This window comes from Caballeronia sp. GAFFF1 (genome assembly GCF_023630705.1).
GTDB lineage: Bacteria > Pseudomonadota > Gammaproteobacteria > Burkholderiales > Burkholderiaceae > Caballeronia.
Genome location: NZ_JALQEM010000002.1, coordinates 154,666 through 172,995, shown reverse-complemented (window position 1 = coordinate 172,995; position 18,330 = coordinate 154,666). Strand labels below are relative to the sequence as shown.

At 63.6% G+C, this 18,330-nt stretch carries 16 protein-coding genes; 1 reads left to right on the top strand and 15 read right to left on the bottom strand.

The annotated features are described in order from the left end of the window. Position 1: 1 nt before the first annotated feature. The 15 genes from NCR37_RS01670 to NCR37_RS01600 all read right to left on the bottom strand — a co-directional run bounded on the left by NCR37_RS01670 (position 2) and on the right by NCR37_RS01600 (position 17,806). On the bottom strand, positions 2–1,789 hold the full coding sequence (locus NCR37_RS01670; protein ID WP_250471221.1) for an acyl-CoA dehydrogenase C-terminal domain-containing protein: 1,788 nt from the start codon (positions 1,787–1,789) through the stop codon (positions 2–4). Positions 1,790–1,858: 69 nt separating this feature from the next. Continuing rightward, positions 1,859–2,554: a TetR/AcrR family transcriptional regulator gene (locus tag NCR37_RS01665; RefSeq protein ID WP_250471220.1), complete on the bottom strand. Its 696-nt coding sequence runs from the start codon at positions 2,552–2,554 to the stop codon at positions 1,859–1,861. 257 nt (positions 2,555–2,811) lie between these two features. Beyond that, complete coding sequence (locus NCR37_RS01660) at positions 2,812–4,089, bottom strand: phospholipase D-like domain-containing protein (protein WP_502800469.1); 1,278 nt, start codon at positions 4,087–4,089, stop codon at positions 2,812–2,814. Continuing rightward, positions 4,089–4,565: a dihydroneopterin triphosphate diphosphatase gene (gene nudB, locus NCR37_RS01655; RefSeq protein WP_175940585.1), complete on the bottom strand. Its 477-nt coding sequence runs from the start codon at positions 4,563–4,565 to the stop codon at positions 4,089–4,091. The genes NCR37_RS01660 and nudB overlap by 1 nt, the downstream gene beginning before the upstream one ends. A 102-nt stretch (positions 4,566–4,667) precedes the next feature. Then, complete coding sequence (gene aspS, locus NCR37_RS01650; RefSeq protein WP_250471218.1) at positions 4,668–6,470, bottom strand: aspartate--tRNA ligase; 1,803 nt, start codon at positions 6,468–6,470, stop codon at positions 4,668–4,670. 88 nt (positions 6,471–6,558) lie between these two features. Next, the gene (locus tag NCR37_RS01645; RefSeq protein ID WP_159835203.1) at positions 6,559–7,221 is read right to left on the bottom strand and encodes a DUF502 domain-containing protein; all 663 of its coding nucleotides are present in this window, start codon (positions 7,219–7,221) and stop codon (positions 6,559–6,561) included. A gap of 133 nt (positions 7,222–7,354) precedes the next feature. Continuing rightward, positions 7,355–7,720: an FmdB family zinc ribbon protein gene (locus tag NCR37_RS01640; RefSeq protein WP_250471217.1), complete on the bottom strand. Its 366-nt coding sequence runs from the start codon at positions 7,718–7,720 to the stop codon at positions 7,355–7,357. Positions 7,721–7,854: 134 nt separating this feature from the next. After that, positions 7,855–8,481, bottom strand: a complete 627-nt coding sequence (locus tag NCR37_RS01635; protein ID WP_250471216.1) for a methyltransferase domain-containing protein — start codon at positions 8,479–8,481, stop codon at positions 7,855–7,857. A gap of 55 nt (positions 8,482–8,536) precedes the next feature. Further along, positions 8,537–10,111: a ubiquinone biosynthesis regulatory protein kinase UbiB gene (ubiB, locus tag NCR37_RS01630; protein ID WP_250471215.1), complete on the bottom strand. Its 1,575-nt coding sequence runs from the start codon at positions 10,109–10,111 to the stop codon at positions 8,537–8,539. Positions 10,112–10,133: 22 nt separating this feature from the next. Continuing rightward, on the bottom strand, positions 10,134–10,826 hold the full coding sequence (locus tag NCR37_RS01625; RefSeq protein WP_250471214.1) for a ubiquinone biosynthesis accessory factor UbiJ: 693 nt from the start codon (positions 10,824–10,826) through the stop codon (positions 10,134–10,136). A 154-nt stretch (positions 10,827–10,980) separates the two neighbouring features. Then, positions 10,981–11,970 carry a Tim44 domain-containing protein gene (locus NCR37_RS01620; protein ID WP_250471213.1) on the bottom strand — a complete coding sequence of 330 codons (990 nt, stop codon included), beginning with the start codon at positions 11,968–11,970 and terminating at the stop codon, positions 10,981–10,983. Positions 11,971–11,995: 25 nt separating this feature from the next. Next, positions 11,996–12,727, bottom strand: coding sequence for a bifunctional demethylmenaquinone methyltransferase/2-methoxy-6-polyprenyl-1,4-benzoquinol methylase UbiE (gene ubiE, locus NCR37_RS01615; protein WP_250471212.1), 732 nt, complete (start codon positions 12,725–12,727; stop codon positions 11,996–11,998). 82 nt (positions 12,728–12,809) lie between these two features. Beyond that, the gene (locus NCR37_RS01610) at positions 12,810–13,220 is read right to left on the bottom strand and encodes a gamma-butyrobetaine hydroxylase family protein (protein WP_250471211.1); all 411 of its coding nucleotides are present in this window, start codon (positions 13,218–13,220) and stop codon (positions 12,810–12,812) included. A 20-nt stretch (positions 13,221–13,240) separates the two neighbouring features. Continuing rightward, positions 13,241–13,675 (bottom strand): HIT family protein, encoded by a 435-nt coding sequence (locus NCR37_RS01605; protein WP_250471210.1) that lies wholly within the window; start codon positions 13,673–13,675, stop codon positions 13,241–13,243. A gap of 36 nt (positions 13,676–13,711) precedes the next feature. Continuing rightward, complete coding sequence (locus NCR37_RS01600) at positions 13,712–17,806, bottom strand: DUF3683 domain-containing protein (protein ID WP_250471209.1); 4,095 nt, start codon at positions 17,804–17,806, stop codon at positions 13,712–13,714. 195 nt (positions 17,807–18,001) lie between these two features. Between NCR37_RS01600 and NCR37_RS01595 the strand changes: the two genes are divergently transcribed. Beyond that, positions 18,002–18,319 (top strand): hypothetical protein, encoded by a 318-nt coding sequence (locus NCR37_RS01595; RefSeq protein WP_250471208.1) that lies wholly within the window; start codon positions 18,002–18,004, stop codon positions 18,317–18,319. The last annotated feature ends 11 nt before the right edge of the window (positions 18,320–18,330 follow it).

The following is an 18,330-nucleotide window of genomic DNA, read 5'->3' as shown; positions in this document are numbered from 1 at the left end:
GTCAGAACAAGGCTTCGTCGTAGTCCATCATCGGCTTCGCGCCCGCGCGCGCGGCGCGGATGGTCGAAGCCGTTTCGGGCAGGAGCTTCGCGAAGTAGAAGCGCGCGGTGGCGAGCTTCGCCTTGTAGAACGCATCGCCTGATGCGGCGTTGTCGAGCGCGACGCGCGCCATGCGCGCCCAGAAGTACGAGAACACCAGATGGCCCACCGTGCGCAGGTACGGCACGGCTGCGGCGCCCACTTCGTCCGGGTTCTGCATCGCCTTCATGCCGATTTCCATCGTGAGCTTCTGCACCTTCTCGCCGATATCCGCGAGCGGGTTGATGAACTCCTGCATCTCCGGCTTCACGCCTTCTTCTTCGACGAAATCCGTCACGAGCTTGCCGAAACGCTTCAGCTTCGCGCCCATGTCGCCGAGAATCTTGCGGCCGAGCAGGTCGAGCGCCTGAATGGAGTTCGTGCCTTCGTAGATCATGTTGATGCGCGCGTCGCGCACGTACTGCTCCATGCCCCACTCGGAGATGAAGCCGTGGCCGCCGTAGATCTGCATGCCGAGGTTCGTGCCTTCGAACGCGTTGTCGGTCAGAAACGCCTTGATGACCGGCGTGAGCAGCGCGACGAAATCGGCGGCTTCGCGGCGCGCGGCTTCGTCTTCGTGCGAGAGTTCCTTGTCGATGTTGAGCGCGGCCCAGTACGTGAACGCGCGGCCCGCTTCGGCGTAAGCCTTCTGCGTGAGCAGCATGCGGCGCACATCCGGATGCACGATGATCGGATCAGCGGGCTTCTCGGGCGCTTTCGAGCCGGTGAGCGAGCGCATTTGCAGACGCTCTTTCGCATAGACGAGCGAGTTCTGATACGCGACTTCCGTCAGGCCCAAGCCCTGCATGCCGACGCCGAGACGCGCCGCGTTCATCATCACGAACATGGCGTTCAAGCCCTTGTTCGCTTCGCCGACGAGCCAGCCCTTCGCGCCGTCCAGATTCATCACGCAAGTGGCATTGCCGTGAATGCCCATCTTGTGCTCGATGGAGCCGCACTTGATGCCGTTGCGTTCGCCCGGCGCGCCGCTCGCGTCCGGAATGAACTTCGGCACGATAAACAGGGAAATGCCCTTCGTGCCGGCCGGCGCGCCGGGCAGCCGCGCGAGCACCAGATGGACGATGTTCTCGGCCATGTCGTGTTCGCCGCTCGAAATGAAGATCTTCGTGCCGGTCAGCGCGTAGGAACCGTCGGAATTCGGTTCGGCTTTCGTGCGCAGGATGCCGAGGTCGGTGCCGCAATGCGGTTCGGTCAGGCACATCGTGCCGGTCCACTCGCCGGAGACGAGTTTCGAGAGATACGTTGCTTTCTGCTCCGGCGTGCCGTGCGCGTGCAGGCATTCGTAGGCGCCGTGCGAGAGGCCCGGATACATGGTCCACGCCTGATTCGCCGAGTTGAGCATTTCGTAGAGCGCGTTATTGACGAACGCGGGCAGCCCCTGGCCGCCATATTCGGGGTCGCAGCCGAGCGCGGGCCAGCCCGCTTCGACGTACCGGCGATACGCCTCTTTGAACCCCGACGGCGTCTTCACGACGCCGTCGCCCTCGTAGGTGCAACCTTCGCGGTCGCCGCTCTGGTTCAGCGGAAACACGACTTCGGAGCAGAACTTGCCGGCTTCTTCGAGCACCTGGTTGATGGTGTCCGCATCCAGGTCGGCATGCTTCGGCATGCGCTTCAGTTCGGCTTCCACGTTCAGCAATTCGTGCAGCACGAACTGCATGTCGCGTAAGGGGGCGGCGTACTGTCCCATGAGTCTCTCCAGTTTCTAGAAGCTTGCGTCGTGCGCCGCCGAACCCTTGGGACGATTCGATCGGCGCCGCTAACGGCTGTCCGTTTGATGCGAAGTTAGATTCGTCGCCGCACTCGTGGCTGCGTGGGCGGCCGGCTCGCTGGTTTCGCGGCCGCCGCCATCGGCAGACGTATGCGACGTCTGATATGAAACGATCGTCTTTTCCAGCGCGTCCCGCGTCAGTTGCACCGCTTCCGGCAAATGCAGGAAACGCGCGTCGTGATGCAGGCCGAGCGTGAAGCTGTACAACTCGAAGAGCATCAGCTTCGGGTCCGTCTCCGGCTTCAGATGCCCTTCTTCCTTCGATTGGCGAATGGCCCGCAACAGCGCCTCGCGCCACGTCGTCACACTGTGGACGAGCTGCTCGCGCACCGCGCTCGCCGCGCGATCGTCGTATTCCACCGCGCCGCTGATATAGATGCAGCCGGTGGTGACTTCCTCGATGCGCTTTTCCATCCAGCGGCTCATCATCGCGCGCAGTCGCGGCAAGCCGCGCGGCTCGCGCAAGCTCGGGAAAAACACTTCGTCTTCGAACCGGCGGTGGTACTCGCGCACCACTTCCACCTGCAGATCTTCGCGCGATCCGAAGTGCGCGAACACTCCGCTCTTGCTCATCTGCATCCGCTCGGCCAGAAGACCGATCGTGAGTCCTTCCAGTCCGTCCCTGCTCGCCAGATCCAACGCTGCGTCGAGAATCGCGGCCCGCGTCTGTTCGCCTTTTCGCATGATCCCACCGTCCTCTCGTGACCCCATTGAAAACGAACGGCCGTTCTATTATTGTGGCCGCTCGCGGCTGAAACAAGCAAAATTTTAGAAAGCGGTTTCTAACTGCCGCAGCAATCAATAGGATAAGTCCTATTTTTGCCCGCCCTATTGTCCTTTTTTGTGTGCGGACTGCCTCTAAGTGACTGCCCGACTTCCCATTTGCTGGGAGCATATTGCCGTCTGGCAGCTACATCGTCGGATCAGCAGTATTCGGGCCGTCAATCGTACTGCCCGATGGTGATGAGTTTCATCGTCATCCGGTAGGTGTTGTACGCGAGCCAACTCAGAATTCGCTCGCTTAACGGCCGCGACGCGTAATGTTTTTCGTCGATTCGACCGCCTTCGTCGAACGCCTGCAGGATGGCGTCATGCAACCCGGCAATCTCCGCGTGGTTCACGAGCACCATGTTGGCTTCGTTGTTCAGCACGAGCGAGAGCGCGTCGAGATTGGACGAGCCGATGGTCGCCCAGTCCGCGTCCACGACCGCGACCTTGCCGTGCAGGATCGTCTTTTCGTATTCCGCGATGCGCACGCCATTCTTCAGCAGATTGCCGTAGAGGAATGGCGTGGCGTAGTCGAGCGCGACGAACTCCTTGCGCCCGATCACGAGCGACACGCGCACCCCGCGCCGCGCCGCGAGCACGAGCGCGCGCCGCAGCTTGCGGCCCGGCATGAAGTACGGATTGGCGAGCAGGACTTCGCGCTCCGCATGGGCGATGGCGCGCAAATATGCCTTTTCGATGGCCCGGCGGTTCAGCAGATTGTCGCGCGCCACGAAAGCGACGCACGGTTGGTCGACCGCATGGATTTCGCCGAGCTGCGCGCGGCGCCGGGCGCGCATCGCGCGTCGGGAACTCCGGCGGTTAGGGTCCGGCGGAGGCTCGCAGGACGACGAACGCGGCTCGCGCGGCTTGACGCCGAGGCGGATGCGCTCCCATTGAAGGTCGAACGCATTGCGCACGTCCGTGACCACCGGCCCTTGCGCTTCCATCGCGAAGTCCCAGCGCGGCTCCGGCAAGCGCGTGCCGTTCTGGTCGTAATCGTCGACGATATTGATGCCGCCGCAGAACGCGTACGTGTTGTCGATGAGCGCGAGCTTGCGGTGCGTCCGCGAAAATCCGAGCGGCCCGAACAGCAAATGCGGATTGTAGATTCGATGCTCGACGCCGCCCGCTTTCCACTGCTCGAACATCGGCAGCTTGCCGTCGGTGCCGACGCCGTCCGTGATCACGCGCACCGTGACGCCGCGCGCGGCGGCCCGCAAGAGCGCGTCGGAGACGGCGCGGCCGGCGTCATCGTTCGCGAAGATGTAGGTTTCGAGCGAGACCGTGTTCTGCGCGCCGTCGATCCGCTCGATCAGCGCGGGAAAGAACTGCGCGCCGCTCTTGAAGATGCGGACCTGGTTGCCCGCGGTGAAGCAGAAACGCGGCGGACGTCGCCCGGAGAAAAGCGCCTGGCGCAGTCGCTTGAAGCTGCGCCGCGGCCGCACACCGATCATCGGCTATGCGCCGCGAGGCGCTCGGGCAATTGAAGAATGGCTTCGCGGTTGGACCACGAGAAGCAGCGGTCGGCGGCTTCGCGCAAGGGCAGCCACAGATGCGACGTGTGTTCGCGCGGCGCAAGCGTCACTTCCAGACAATGCGGCACGCAGAGACTGAACTGATGTTCGGTATTGCGCGTGATGCCTTCGGCGTAACGGTGCCGCCATTGCGGATAGATGTCGTACTGAATGCTGTGATGCCAGTTCAGCAGCGCATTCTGCGGCACCAGCGGACTGCCGACGATAATGCCCGTTTCCTCCTGCACTTCGCGCGCGGCGGTTTCTTCGAGCGGCTCGTCGATGCGGTCTTTCGAGCCCGTCACCGATTGCCAGAAACCGGGGTGATCCGCCCGCTCGATGATGAGCACGTCGAGGTCGGGCGTATGAATCACGACCAGCACGGATTCGGGGATTTTCGGTGGCTTCTGCATGACCATGTGAACGTGCGCGTTGTCTCGTATCCGGCAAAGACTGTAGCGCAAAAAACGAAAAAGGCGCACTCGGCGCCTTTTTCGTCACAACATTAACAACGCTTATTGCGTCTTTTGTTCGGGTTGCCGCAGACGGATGTGCAACTCGCGCAACTGGCGCTCGTCGACTTCGCTCGGCGCTTGCGTGAGCAGGTCCTGCGCGCGCTGCGTCTTCGGGAAAGCGATCACGTCGCGGATCGAATCGGCGCCGGACATCAGCGTCACGATGCGGTCCAGACCAAACGCGATACCGCCGTGCGGCGGCGCGCCGTATTGCAGCGCGTCGAGCAGGAAGCCGAACTTCAGGCGCGCTTCTTCCGCGCTGATCTTCAGCGCGCGGAACACCTTGCTTTGCACGTCTTCCTGGAAGATACGCACCGAACCGCCGCCGATTTCCCAGCCGTTCAGCACCATGTCGTACGCCTTCGCGAGGCAGCGGCCCGGATCGGTTTCGAGGTATTCGAGGTGCTCGTCCTTCGGGCTCGTGAACGGATGGTGCGCCGCCACGTAGCGGTTCTCTTCCTCGTCGTACTCGAACATCGGGAAGTCGATCACCCACAGCGGCTTCCAGCCGGATTCGAGCAGGCCGTTCGCCTTGCCGAATTCCGAATGGCCGATTTTCAGGCGCAGCGCGCCCAGGCTGTCGTTCACGACCTTCGTGCGATCCGCCGCGAAGAAGATGATGTCGCCGTCTTCCGCGCCCGTGCGTTCCATGATGGCGGCGAGCGCCGCGTCATGCAGATTCTTGACGATCGGGCTTTGCAGACCGTCGCGGCCCCGGGTCTTGTCGTTGACCTTGATCCACGCCAGGCCCTTCGCGCCGTAAATGCGCACGAATTCCGTGTAACCGTCGATATCGCCGCGCGACAGCTCGCCGCCCTTCGGCACGCGCAACGCGGCCACGCGGCCGTCCTTCGAATTGGCCGGCATGCTGAACACCTTGAAGTCGACGTCCCTCACCGCGTCGGTCAGATCGGCGAATTCCAGCTTCACGCGCAGGTCGGGCTTGTCCGAGCCGAAACGGCGCATCGCTTCCGAGTACAGCATGACCGGGAATTTCTCCGGCAGCGCGACGTCCATCGTCTCCTTGAAGACGTGGCGGATCATGTTCTCGAACAGATCGCGAATTTCCTGCTCGTTCAGGAACGACGTTTCGCAGTCGATCTGCGTGAATTCCGGCTGCCGGTCCGCACGCAAGTCTTCGTCGCGGAAGCACTTGGTGATCTGGTAGTAACGGTCGAAGTTCGCGACCATCAGCAATTGCTTGAACAATTGCGGCGATTGCGGCAGCGCGAAAAACTGTCCCGCGTTCACGCGCGACGGAACCAAATAGTCGCGAGCGCCTTCCGGCGTGCTCTTGGTCAGCATCGGCGTTTCGATGTCGATGAAGCCTTGCGCGTCCAGATACTTGCGCACTTCGATCGCCACGCGATAGCGCAGGCGCAGGTTCTTCTGCATCTGCGGACGGCGCAGGTCCAGCACGCGATGCGTGAGGCGCGTGGTCTCCGACAGGTTGTCGTCGTCGAGCTGGAACGGCGGCGTCACCGACGCGTTCAGCACGTTGAGTTCATGACACAGCACTTCGATTTTGCCGCTCGTGAGATTGGCGTTGACCGTGCCTTCCGGACGGTTGCGCACGACGCCCTTCACCTGCACGCAGAACTCGTTGCGCACGCCTTCGGCCACCTTGAACATCTCGGCGCGATCCGGATCGCAGACGACCTGGACGAGCCCTTCGCGATCGCGCAAGTCGATGAAGATAACGCCCCCGTGGTCGCGGCGGCGGTGCACCCAGCCGCACAGCGAGACGGTTTGGCCCAGCAGGGCTTCGGTCACCAGACCGCAGTATTCAGATCGCATCGACATGATGTTGTGTCTTTCGTTGTTCGTTGATGAACGGCTCGCGTGCGGATCGCGCTCTTCGTCGGCTCGATTCGCGGCACGCGCGCCGGCATTACATCGGCGGCTCGGTGGGGCGGCGGGCGGGCGCGACCGACAGCGGCGCGCTCGGCGCGGGGGCGACCACGCCCATCGAGACGATGTACTTCAGTGCGGCGTCGACCGTCATATCCAGTTCGACGACCTCGCTTTTCGGCATCATCAGGAAGAAGCCGGACGTGGGGTTCGGCGTGGTCGGCACGTAGACGCTGACGTGATCTTCCTTCAGATGATTCAACACGTCGCCGCCGGGAATGCCGGTCAAGAACCCGATGGTGTACGAGCCCTTGCGCGGATATTCGACCAGCAGCGCCTTGCGAAATGCATTGCCGCTCGACGAGAGCAGCGTGTCCGAAACCTGTTTCACGCTCGTGTAGAGCGGGCCGACGACCGGAATGTGGCGAAGAATCGCGTCCCACCAGCCGACGAGTTTCTGCCCGACGAAGTTCTGCGTAAAGAGGCCGACGACGAAGATGAATGCGAGCGTGAGCAGCGCGCCCAGTCCCGGCAGATGGAATCCGAACACACGCTCCGGCTGCCACGCGGACGGCAAAAGGAGCAGCGTCTGATCCATGGTTCCGATCACGAGGCCGAGCACCCACAGCGTGATGGCGAGCGGCACCAGCACCAGGAGGCCGGTGAGGAACACGGTTTTCAGCGTAGTCTTTTTCGTGGTCACGTTGTTGTCGCTAGGGTGACGGGCGTCGGGTTGGCCGCGATCCGCGCGCGCTCAGGGCGCGCGCTCTGACAGGCGGTACGGGACGGATTGCGCAGCCGGCGCGAAACTCGCGCCGTGCGTGACGTGTGCGCTTTTAGGCTGCGCCAGAAGACGCCGCGGGCGTCGCCGGTGTCGCGGGCGTCGAGGCGCCGGCGGCGGGCGCTGCGCTCGCTGGCGGCGATGCATCGGACGATGACGCACTGCCCGCTTTCGCGCTATCGCCGGAATTCGAATTGCCCGCATTGTCGCCCGACTTCGGCGCCGCAGCACCGTTACTGCCGCCGCGGAAATCGGTGACATACCAGCCGGAGCCCTTCAACTGGAACCCTGCTGCGGTCACTTGCTTGGAGAACGCGTCCTTTCCGCAGGCGGGACATTGCGTGAGCGGTGCGTCGCTCAACTTCTGAAGCACGTCTTTTTCGTGGCCGCAGGATGCGCAGCGGTATGCGTAAATCGGCATGGCACTCTTCCTACAATGATCTGTCGACGCTTGCAAAGCCTTGAATTATAGCCGCAAACCCGCTTCGGCCCGCCATTTTCGGCCGGCGCCGCGCCGTGCGGCTTCTTCGCCAGATGGGGGCGAAGACGAATTATTCAAGCGCGCCGCCATGTCAGCCAGCGTTCACGGCCGGCAAACACCGGTATCGAGCCGCTGACTTCGTGATCGTCGATCAATTCGAAGTGGGGAGCGAGAAGCGCGTCGAGTTCATTGCGCTCGATGCCGAACGGCGGTCCTTTCGGCGTCGCGCCGATGAAAAAGAAGCCCGCGAGCAGGGCGCCGGGGCGCGCGAGCGCCGCCATGCGCTTTGCGTAATCGGTCCAGCGGTCTTTCGGCAGCGCGCACAGAAAGGCGCGCTCGTAGATCCAGCCGGCCGCGAACGGCGGCTGATAGGTGAAGAAGTCGGCCTCCTCGACGACGCCCGCGTGCGCGCCCAACTGAGCGCGCGCCGCTGCGACCGCGCTCGGCGAAAAATCAATGGCGCGGACAGTCATGCCTCGCTCGGCCAGATACGCGGCCTCGTACGCGTTGCCGCAGCCGGGAATCAGCACGCGCGTGGCTTCGGGCGCGGCCAACGCGGACACGAACGCGCGAAACGCATCGGGCACGCCGGCCTGATCCCACGGCATGAAGCGTCGGTTGAACCGTTCGTCCCAGAAACCGGGCGAATTCGGGTCGCGGTTCTCGAAGGACGGAACGTCGGCACTGCCGGAATTGCTCATCGAATCTCCTCACGCCGGCTGCAAGATGCGCCGGCTCTGCGCCGGCTCGCCGTGATCAGGGGTGGCCCATCCAGAATTGCGCAATGACGACGCCCGCGCCGGCAATGACGCCGAGCCCGACGACGAGCAGCGTCGTCAGCAGCCGGTTCGTGCGCTTTTGCTCCGCGAGCAGTTGGCGCATGGTTTCGTCGTTGTTGCCGCGCGGCGCGTCGTGGCGCTCCGCGAGCAAGTGATGAATCAGCCGCGGCAGTTGCGGAATCGTCTTGCTCCACTGCGGCGCTTCCATTTGCAGCCGCTCGTACCAGCCGCGCCAGCCGATCTGCTCGTTCATCCAGCGTTCGAGGTAGGGCTTCGCGGTCTTCCACAAGTCGAGTTCCGGATCGAGCGAGCGGCCCAGCCCTTCCACGTTCAGCATCGTCTTTTGCAGCAGCACGAGTTGCGGCTGAATCTCGACGTTGAAGCGGCGCGAAGTGGAAAAGAGCCGCATCAGCACCTGTCCGAGCGAAATGTCCTTGAGCGCGCGGTCGAAATACGGCTCGCAGACGGCGCGAATCGCGCTCTCCAGTTCCTCGACGCGCGTGCTCGGCGGCACCCAGCCGGATTCGAGATGCAGCGTCGCCACACGGTGGTAGTCGCGCTTGAAGAACGCGAGGAAGTTCTGCGCAAGATAGTTCTTATCGAAGTCCGAGAGCGCCCCGACGATCCCGAAGTCGAGCGCGATATAGCGGCCGAACGTCGCCGGATCGAGGCTCACCTGAATGTTGCCGGGGTGCATGTCCGCGTGAAAGAAGCCGTCGCGAAACACCTGCGTGAAGAAAATTTCGACGCCTTCGCGCGCGAGCTTCGGAATATCGACGCCGGCCGCGCGCAGCGTTTCGACCTGCGAGATCGGCACGCCGACCATGCGCTCCATCACGAGCACCGTGGGCGCGGACAAATCCCAGTACATCTCCGGCACGAGCAGCAGATCGAGGCCCAGGAAATTGCGGCGCAACTGGCTGCCGTTGGCGGCCTCGCGCATGAGGTCGAGTTCGTCGTGCAGATATTTGTCGAATTCAGCGACGACTTCACGCGGCTTCAGCCGCCTGCCGTCCGGCCAGAGACGCTCGGCCCAGATGGCGATATCGCGCAGGAGCGCAAGGTCCGAATCGATCACGGGCAACATGCCGGGCCGCAGCACCTTCACGGCGACGGGTTTGCCCGCGTGCTCGCCATGCCGGATCTTCGCGAAATGCACCTGCGCGATCGACGCGCTCGCCACCGGCACGCGCTCGAAGTCGTCGAAGAGTGCGTCGATCGGCGCGCCGAGCGCTTTCTCAATGATCGAAACGGCGACGTTCGAATCAAACGGCGGGACGCGATCCTGCAACTTGGCCAGTTCGTTGGCGATATCGACCGGCAACAGATCGCGCCGCGTCGACAACACCTGACCGAATTTGACGAAGATCGGTCCGAGGCTTTCCAGCGCGAGGCGCAGCCGGATGCCGCGCTCGACGTCGAAGCGGCGGCCGAACGTCGTCACGCGCATGAGGTAGCGCACGCGGCGGTCGTTGATGCCGCTCATGACCAGTTCGTCCAGGCCGAAGCGGACAATCGTGAAGAAAATCTTGAGGAAACGCAGAAAACGCATGGTCGGAGTTCGCTTCAGCTCGTTATTTGCGCGAGTCGCGCTCGGACTCGCCGCCGGTCCGCGCTGAAGCGCCGCGGGCCGACTCTCGTTGTTCAATCCGCTCGATGCGCTTTTCGACGCGCGCGAGCGCATCGCGCGCCTGCGACAACTCGGCGTTGAACGCGTCGAGCGCGCTCTTGCGCACGAGTTGCGGGCGCTCGTCCAGCAAATACTCGGCCACGGAGTCGAGAAGATTGCGGCTTGTGCGCTGAGCCTGCGCCTGCATCGTCCGCGCGATCATGCCGATGCGATGCGCAGGCGCATCGCCGATCACGCGCGACAAGTCTTCCTCCGGATCCCAGCGCAGATGCTCGGCGAGCTTGGCGAGCGTCTGCGCGAACTCGGCATCGCCTTCAATGCGCACGTGCTTCATCACCGCCGCCTGACCGCCTTGCAGGAACGCGGGAAGCGCATCGAACGGAACGGCGATGCTGACGTCGAAATGGCCGGCTTGCGCCTCGTTCGTCGCGGCGAAAAGGCCGTCCGCCTGCGCGACGAGCGCGATCACGAACGGCGCGCACGAGAGCCGGACAGACTTGCCGGCGTACGGCTGAAGGCGCTCGCGCGCCCACGGCTCGCGGGCGAGAAGATGATTCACGACAGCCGCGAACGCACCGGACGCGGTCTTGACGGCAGGATCTACAACTGAGCGGGAAGGTTCGTGTGCGTTCGTCATCGGCTCTGAGATGAAAAAACCCGCGCAAGCGGTCGCTCGCGCGGGTTCTATTCTACGGTCTAGGCAAACTCCGCGAACGCGAAGCCGCTTCTCGACGCGCGCCCCGCTGCCGACGTGCGGCGCCATGCCGCCGCGCCGGCGTGCGGGGGCACGCTCAACTGACCTGCTGAATGCCGGCCAACAGCCAGCCTTCGTTGCCGGACTTCTGCTTCGACAGGTTCCAGATTTCCACGAACGGCTCGGCCGCCGCCCCTTCCGATTCGCGGATCAGGCCGTGGAAGCGCACGCTCGCGAGATACTCGGAACCGCGATCTTCCACGCCGAGCACGTCGGCGTTGAGCTGAACCACGTCTGTGCGATTCGGCGCGCCGCCGCGCGCGTCGATGTCGAGCTTCACTTCAGCGAACATTTCCGGCGTGGTGAATTCGCGAATGTCGTTGACGTTGCCGCGGTCCCACGCGTCCTGAAGGCGCACGAAGTACACCTTCGCGTTACGCACGAACGCTTCGGTGTCGAAGCCCGCCGGAACGTTGACCGGCGCGGCTTGCGTCGCGGGCGAATCGATATAGTCCGCGCCGAAGCCCGCAGGCTGCGACGCGCGCGGCGGTTCCTGATTCAGGCCGCTGCGCGCCGACGCGCCGTAAGGCGACGCGCCCGCGCCTGCATACGCCGGCGTGGCACCGCCCTGCCGCTTGCGCATGAAGAAGCGGAACAGCATGACGGCCGCGAGCACGATCAACGCGATCATGATCATGTTGGCCATCGCGCCGGCGAACGCGCCGCCGAGCCCGAAGTGCGACAGCAGCGCCGCGATGCCCAGACCAGCGGCAAGGCCGGCGATCGGCCCGAGCCAGCGGTTACGCGCCGGTTGAGCGGCGGGCGGTGCGGCGGGCGCGGGCTGCGCGCGCTGAGGCTGCATGGACTGGCTCGGCTGCATGGACTGCGACGGCGGCGTCGCCTGATGCTGCTGCGTGGCCGTGGCCGACTGGCGGCCCATGCTGCGGCCGCCGCCCATGCGGCGCGCCTCGGCGTCGTCCGCGAAGATTGCGCCAGCCGTGATAACGCCAGCGAGCGCCAAGATACCGGCCTTTCTGAACATGGAGCTCAGAAAACCCCGGGATTGGGGTGTGCGCGAATCGGACATATCGAATCCTTAAGAGAGTGGAACATCAAAATTTTGTCCCGACGTGTAACGCTACCACGCCACCTGACAAATTGTAATATTCGACTCGATCCAGTCCTGCTTGTTCCATCATCGTCTTTAACGTTTCCTGGTCCGGGTGCATCCGGATGGACTCGGCCAGATAGCGATAGCTCTCCGCGTCCTTTGCCACCTTTTCGCCGAGCCAGGGCAGAATCTTGAAGCTGTAGATGTCGTACGGCTTCTTAAGCGGTTCCCACACTTTCGAGAATTCCAGCACGAGCAGACGGCCGCCCGGCTTGAGCACGCGGTACATTTCGGCCAGCGCGCGCTCCTTGTGCGTCATGTTGCGCAAGCCGAAGGCCACCGTCACCACGTCGAAGTAGTTATCGGGAAACGGAATCTTCTCTGCGTCGCACAGCAGCGTCGGCGTGATGACGCCCTTGTCCAGCAGACGGTCGCGGCCCACGCGCAGCATCGATTCGTTGATGTCCGTGTGCCAGACTTCGCCCGTCGTGCCGGCCTGCCTGGCGAACGCCATGGCGAGATCGCCGGTGCCGCCGGCGATGTCCAGCACCTTGTAACCCGCGCGCACCTTCGCCTGCCCGATCGTGAAATGTTTCCAGATGCGATGCAGCCCGCCGGACATCAGGTCGTTCATCAGGTCGTAATTGCTCGCGACGGAGTGGAACACGCCCGCCACCTTGCTCGCCTTCTCCTGCTCGTCGACCGTTTCGTATCCGAAGTGGGTCTTGCTCATTGCGCTCTTTCCTCGCATGTTGTTCGTATCTGCCTGCGCAATCGTCGCGCCGGCCCGCGGCGTTATGCCGCGCATATTTCGTTCAGTGACAGTGCCCGCCCGCGGGCTTTGCGGCCATCGGCGCATCGCGGTCGATGCCGGCGGCCTGCAGCTTCGTCAGATAGTCGCGCCAGTGTTCGTCCTGACGCGTCGCGAGATCGTAAAGGATGTCCCACGAATAGATGCCGGTATTGTGCCCGTCCGAAAAATTCAACTGGAGCGCGTAATGTCCGACCGGCTCGATGCCCGTAATGGCGACTTCGCGCTTGCCGGTCTGCAGGGTTTCCTGCCCCGGCCCGTGGCCTTGTACTTCGGCGGACGGCGAATAGACGCGCAACAGTTCGAACGGCACGCGATACGACTCCTTCTCGCCGTATTGCAACTCCAGCACGCGGGATTTCGAATGCAGAACGACGCCGGTGGGAATCGGCGTCGTCGATGTCAGTCCGCTCATGGTGAGCCTTATCTCTTAAGTTAGTGTTGGCCGAACGCCTGATTCAGCTCGCGGCGAATGGCTTCGCGCAGAAGCGTCGCCTGTGCGCGGCGCTTGGCGAGCTGCGCCTCGGACACCGTGCGCTGGCGCGGCGCCCAGACGGGCAACGGAAAACGGGAATCGTTGGAAAAACGCGGGATGACGTGCCAATGCAAATGCGGCACCTGATTGCCGAGGCTCGCCAGATTGATTTTCTCGGGCACGAGCACGCGACGCATCGCGCGTTCGACGCCGTTCACGGCGGTCATCACGCGCGCGCGGTCGGCGTCGGCCAAGTCCGACATTTCGGCGACATGCGCGCCCCAGATCACGCGACAAAAGCCGGGCCAGTCAGGCTCGTCGGCGAGGACGACGCGCAACGCGTCGTCCGACCACAGCACTTCGCCGCCGTCTTCGCGGCAAAACACACAGTCCATCTCAAACCTCTAGCGAATCAAACCTCGATTTCGCTATTACACCAGCACGCGCTCGATACCGCCATTGTTCGCGCGTTCGACGTACTGCTCCATCCAGTTTTCGCCGAGCACCTTGCGCGCCATTTCGACGACGATATAGTCCGCCTCGACGTTGGCGTCCTCGTTGTAGCGCGAGAGCCCTTGCAGGCACGACGGGCAGCTCGTGAGGATCTTCACGTCCGTGCCCTCGGTTTGCGCGCCGTCGCCCGCCGAGAGCACGGAGCCGGGCGCGGCGCCCGCCGTGCCTGCCGACGCGTTCATCGGATTGATCGCGTTCGAACCGGCAACCGACGTCAGCGGAATGCCGCGCAAATTCGCCGCGCCCTTGCGCACTTCCTCTTCCTTGCGAAAGCGCACCTGCGTCGCGATGTCCGGGCGCGTGACCGCGAACGTGCCCGACTCGCCGCAGCAGCGATCGTTCTTCTGAATCTTGTAGCCGTCGTTCTGCGAGCCCATCAGATCGTTGACGAGCTTCACCGGATCGACCGTCTTGATCGGCGAGTGGCAAGGATCGTGATACATGTAGCGCGTGCCCTTCACGCCCTCCAGCCGAATGTTTTTCTCCAGCAGGAATTCGTGAATGTCGATGATCCGGCAGCCGGGAAAGATCTTCTCGAATTCATAGCCCGCGAGCTGGTCGTAGCACGTGCCGCACGACACCACGACGGTCTTGATATCGAGATAGTTCAGCGTATTCGCCACGCGATGAAACAGCACGCGGTTGTCCGTGACGATCTTCTCCGCCTTGTCGAACTGGCCCGCGCCGCGCTGCGGATAGCCGCAGCACAGATAGCCCGGCGGCAGCACGGTCTGGACGCCCGCTTCCCACAACATGGCCTGCGTGGCGAGGCCGACCTGCGAGAACAGGCGCTCCGAGCCGCAGCCGGGGAAATAGAACACGGCCTCCGAATCGACAGTCGTCGTTTTCGGATTGCGGATGATCGGGACAATCTTGTTGTCCTCGATATCGAGCAGCGCGCGCGCCGTCTTCTTCGGCAGATTGCCCGGCATCTTCTTGTTGACGAAGTGGATCACCTGCTGCACGACAGGCGGCTTGCCGGTCGTGGCCGGCGGATGCGCGGTCTGCTTCTTGACGATCTTCTTGAGCACTTCGGTGCCGAGACGCTGCGCCTTGTAGCCGACGCCCATCATCGCGGTGCGCGCGACGTTGATGGTCTGCGGATTGGTCGCGTTGAGGAAGAACATGCCCGCCGCGTTGCCCGCGTTGAACTTCTTCTTGCCCATCTTGCGCAGCAGATTGCGCATGTTCATCGACACGTCGCCGAAGTCGATCTTCACCGGGCACGGCGTCGCGCACTTGTGGCAGACGGTGCAGTGATCCGCGACGTCGTTGAACTCGTCCCAATGCTTGATGGACACGCCGCGACGCGTCTGCTCTTCGTACAGAAACGCTTCGACAAGCAGCGAAGTCGCGAGAATCTTGTTGCGCGGGCTGTACAGCAGGTTCGCGCGCGGCACGTGCGTGGCGCAGACCGGCTTGCACTTGCCGCAGCGCAGGCAGTCCTTGATGGAATCGGAAATGGCGCCGATATCCGACTGCTGCATGATGAGCGATTCATAGCCCATGAGCCCGAACGACGGCGTGTACGCATTGCGCAAGTCCGCGCCTTCCAGCAGCTTGCCCGCGTTGAAGCGCCCTTGCGGGTCCACGCGCTTCTTGTACGCGCGGAAATCGCCGATTTCCTCGTCCGTCAGGAATTCGAGCTTCGTGATGCCGATGCCGTGCTCGCCGGAGATCACGCCATCCAGCGAACGCGCGAGCTTCATGATGCGCGCCACCGCGTGATGCGCGTCCTGCAGCATCTCGTAATTGTCGGAGTTGACCGGAATGTTCGTGTGGACGTTGCCGTCGCCCGCATGCATGTGCAGCGCGACGAACACACGCCCGCGCAGCACGTGCTTGTGGATGGCCTGAGCTTCGTCGAGGATCGGCTTGAATTCGCCGCCGTTGAAAATCTGGCGCAACTCCGCGCGAATCTCCTGCTTCCACGAAATGCGCAGCGTGCGATCCTGCGCGAGATGGAACACCGTGGCGTCGGGCTGCACGTCCACGCGATCCGCGAACTTCTCGGCGAGCGCTTCGTAGCCGAGCGTCACCAGATAGTGCTGCGCCTCGCGCAGCGGCAAATCCAGCTTCTCGCCGACGAATGTCCACCGCTCGCGCACGCGCTTGAGCAGATCGAGCGCCTGCTGCACGCGGTCTTCGAGCAGCTCGGCGCTCGGTATTTCATTCGCGTCGTCGCTCTTGCCGAGCGGCAGCTTGCCATTGCGGAAGAACGCTTCGAGCGCATCCAGCAATTGCAGCTTGTTCTTGATCGACAGCTCGATGTTGATGCGCTCGATGCCGTCCGTGTACTCGCCCATGCGGTTGAGCGGAATCACGACGTCTTCGTTGATCTTGAACGCGTTCGTGTGCTTGGCGATCGCGGCCGTGCGCGAGCGGTCGAGCCAGAAACGCTTGCGCGCCTCCGCGTTCACCGCGACGAAGCCTTCGCCGCTCTTGCCGTTCGCCATGCGCACGACTTCGGAGGTGGCCTGCGCGACAGCATCGGCGTCATTGCCGACGATATCGCCGATCAGCACCATCTTCGGAAACGCGTTGCGCTTGCTCTTGGTCGCATAGCCGACCGCGCGCAGATAACGCTCGTCGAGGTGTTCGAGGCCCGCGAGAATCGCGCCGCCCTGCTTTGACGTTTCAAACAGGTAGTCCTTGATCTCGACGATGCTCGGAATGGCGTCGCGCGCCTGCCCGAAGAATTCGAGGCAGACCGTGCGCGTATGCGCCGGCATCTTGTGCAGAATCCAGCGCGCGGACGTGATGAGGCCGTCGCAGCCTTCCTTCTGCACGCCCGGCAGGCCGGACAGGAACTTGTCGGTCACGTCCTTGCCGAGCCCTTCCTTACGGAACGTGCGGCCGGCAATGTCGAGGTTTTCGCTGCGGATCAGCTTCTCGCCGGGCGCGCGGTTTCCGTCGAACCAGTCGAGCCGGAAGCGCGCCACTTCGACGTCGTGAATCTTCCCGCAGTTGTGGTCCAGACGCGTGACTTCGAGCCAGTTGCCTTCGGGATCGACCATGCGCCACCAGGCGAGATTGTCCAGCGCCGTGCCCCACAGCACCGCTTTCTTGCCGCCCGCGTTCATCGCGACATTGCCGCCGACGCACGATGCATCGAGCGAAGTCGGATCGACCGCGAACACGAAGCCCGCCTGCTCGGCCGCTTCCGTAACGCGGCGCGTGACGACGCCCGCGCCGGAGAAAATCGTTGCGACCTTGTGATCGACGCCCGGCAGGTCCGTCATCTCGACCGGCCCGAGCTGTTCCAGCTTTTCCGTGTTGATGACCGCCGAGAACGGCGTGAGCGGAATGGCGCCGCCGGTGTAGCCGGTGCCGCCGCCGCGCGGAATCACGGTCAGGCCCAGTTCGAAGCACGCCTTGATGAGACCCGCGATCTCGGCTTCCGTATCCGGCGTCAGCACGACGAACGGATACTCGACGCGCCAGTCGGTCGCGTCCGTGACGTGCGAAACACGCGCGAGGCCGTCGAAGCGGATGTTGTCCTTTTGCGTCTGTTTGCCGAGCACGCGCGACGCGCGGCGGCGCAGATCGGCCATGCGGCCGAATTCGGAGGCGAAGTCGTCCACGGCGCGGCGCGCGGCAGCGATGAGCAGTTGCACGCGTTCAGCGCGCTCGCGGCTGCCCGCTTCTTCGCTGTGCTCGGATAAGTCCGCGCTGCGGCGCTTCTCGATTTCGGTCAGGCGATGGTTCAGCGCCTCGACCAGCATCGCGCGACGCTTCGGGTTGTCGAGCAGGTCATCTTGCAGATACGGATTGCGGCGCACGGCCCAGATGTCGCCCAGCACTTCGTACAGCATGCGCGCGGAGCGGCCGGTGCGGCGCTCGGCGCGCAGTTCGTCGAGCGCGGCCCAGGCTTCGTCGCCCAGGAGCCGCATGACGATCTCGCGGTCCGAAAACGACGTGTAGTTATAGGGAATTTCGCGCAGACGGGGCTCGATATCGAGCGCCAAGGCGGCATGGGCGCCGTTCGGATCGAAGGCTTGAGGTGCGTTCATGTTCGACGGTTCGGTGGTTCGGCGTGTGCGCCTCGGAAAGCGAGAGACGCCGACGGTGCGCGTGGGGCGCAGATTTTCGAATGAGACTTTTGTTTGCGAAGGCGGGCGATTCGCCCGAAAGCGCCGGCTTGCGCGGATGCCGCGCGCCTCACGGCGCCGCCTTCGATGTGCCCGAGATCAACGCCACGATCGCGCATGGCGCGCATGCCGCTCGGCCGCCGCGTAATGCGCGCGGGGAACATGCGCCAGAAATTCGATCCGAAGCTGCAAGTGCATCTGCCGGTCCTGATTGCTGATTTGCAAAAAGAAATTCTAACCCATCGCGAAATTCGCCGTTGGCGGCCGCTAGCACGACGAAGGGGCTTTTGCGCGCCCATTTTCGCCGCGGTTTGGCGTTTTTGCGCGCCTTTAGGCGTCCGGCCGGTCGGTCAAAGCCGCGGAGAGCCGGAAACCCGATCCTTTGCGGCTATCATTGATCTTTTCGCCCTGAAAAAGCGCAGCCGGCCTGCGTGACGAGTCCTCCG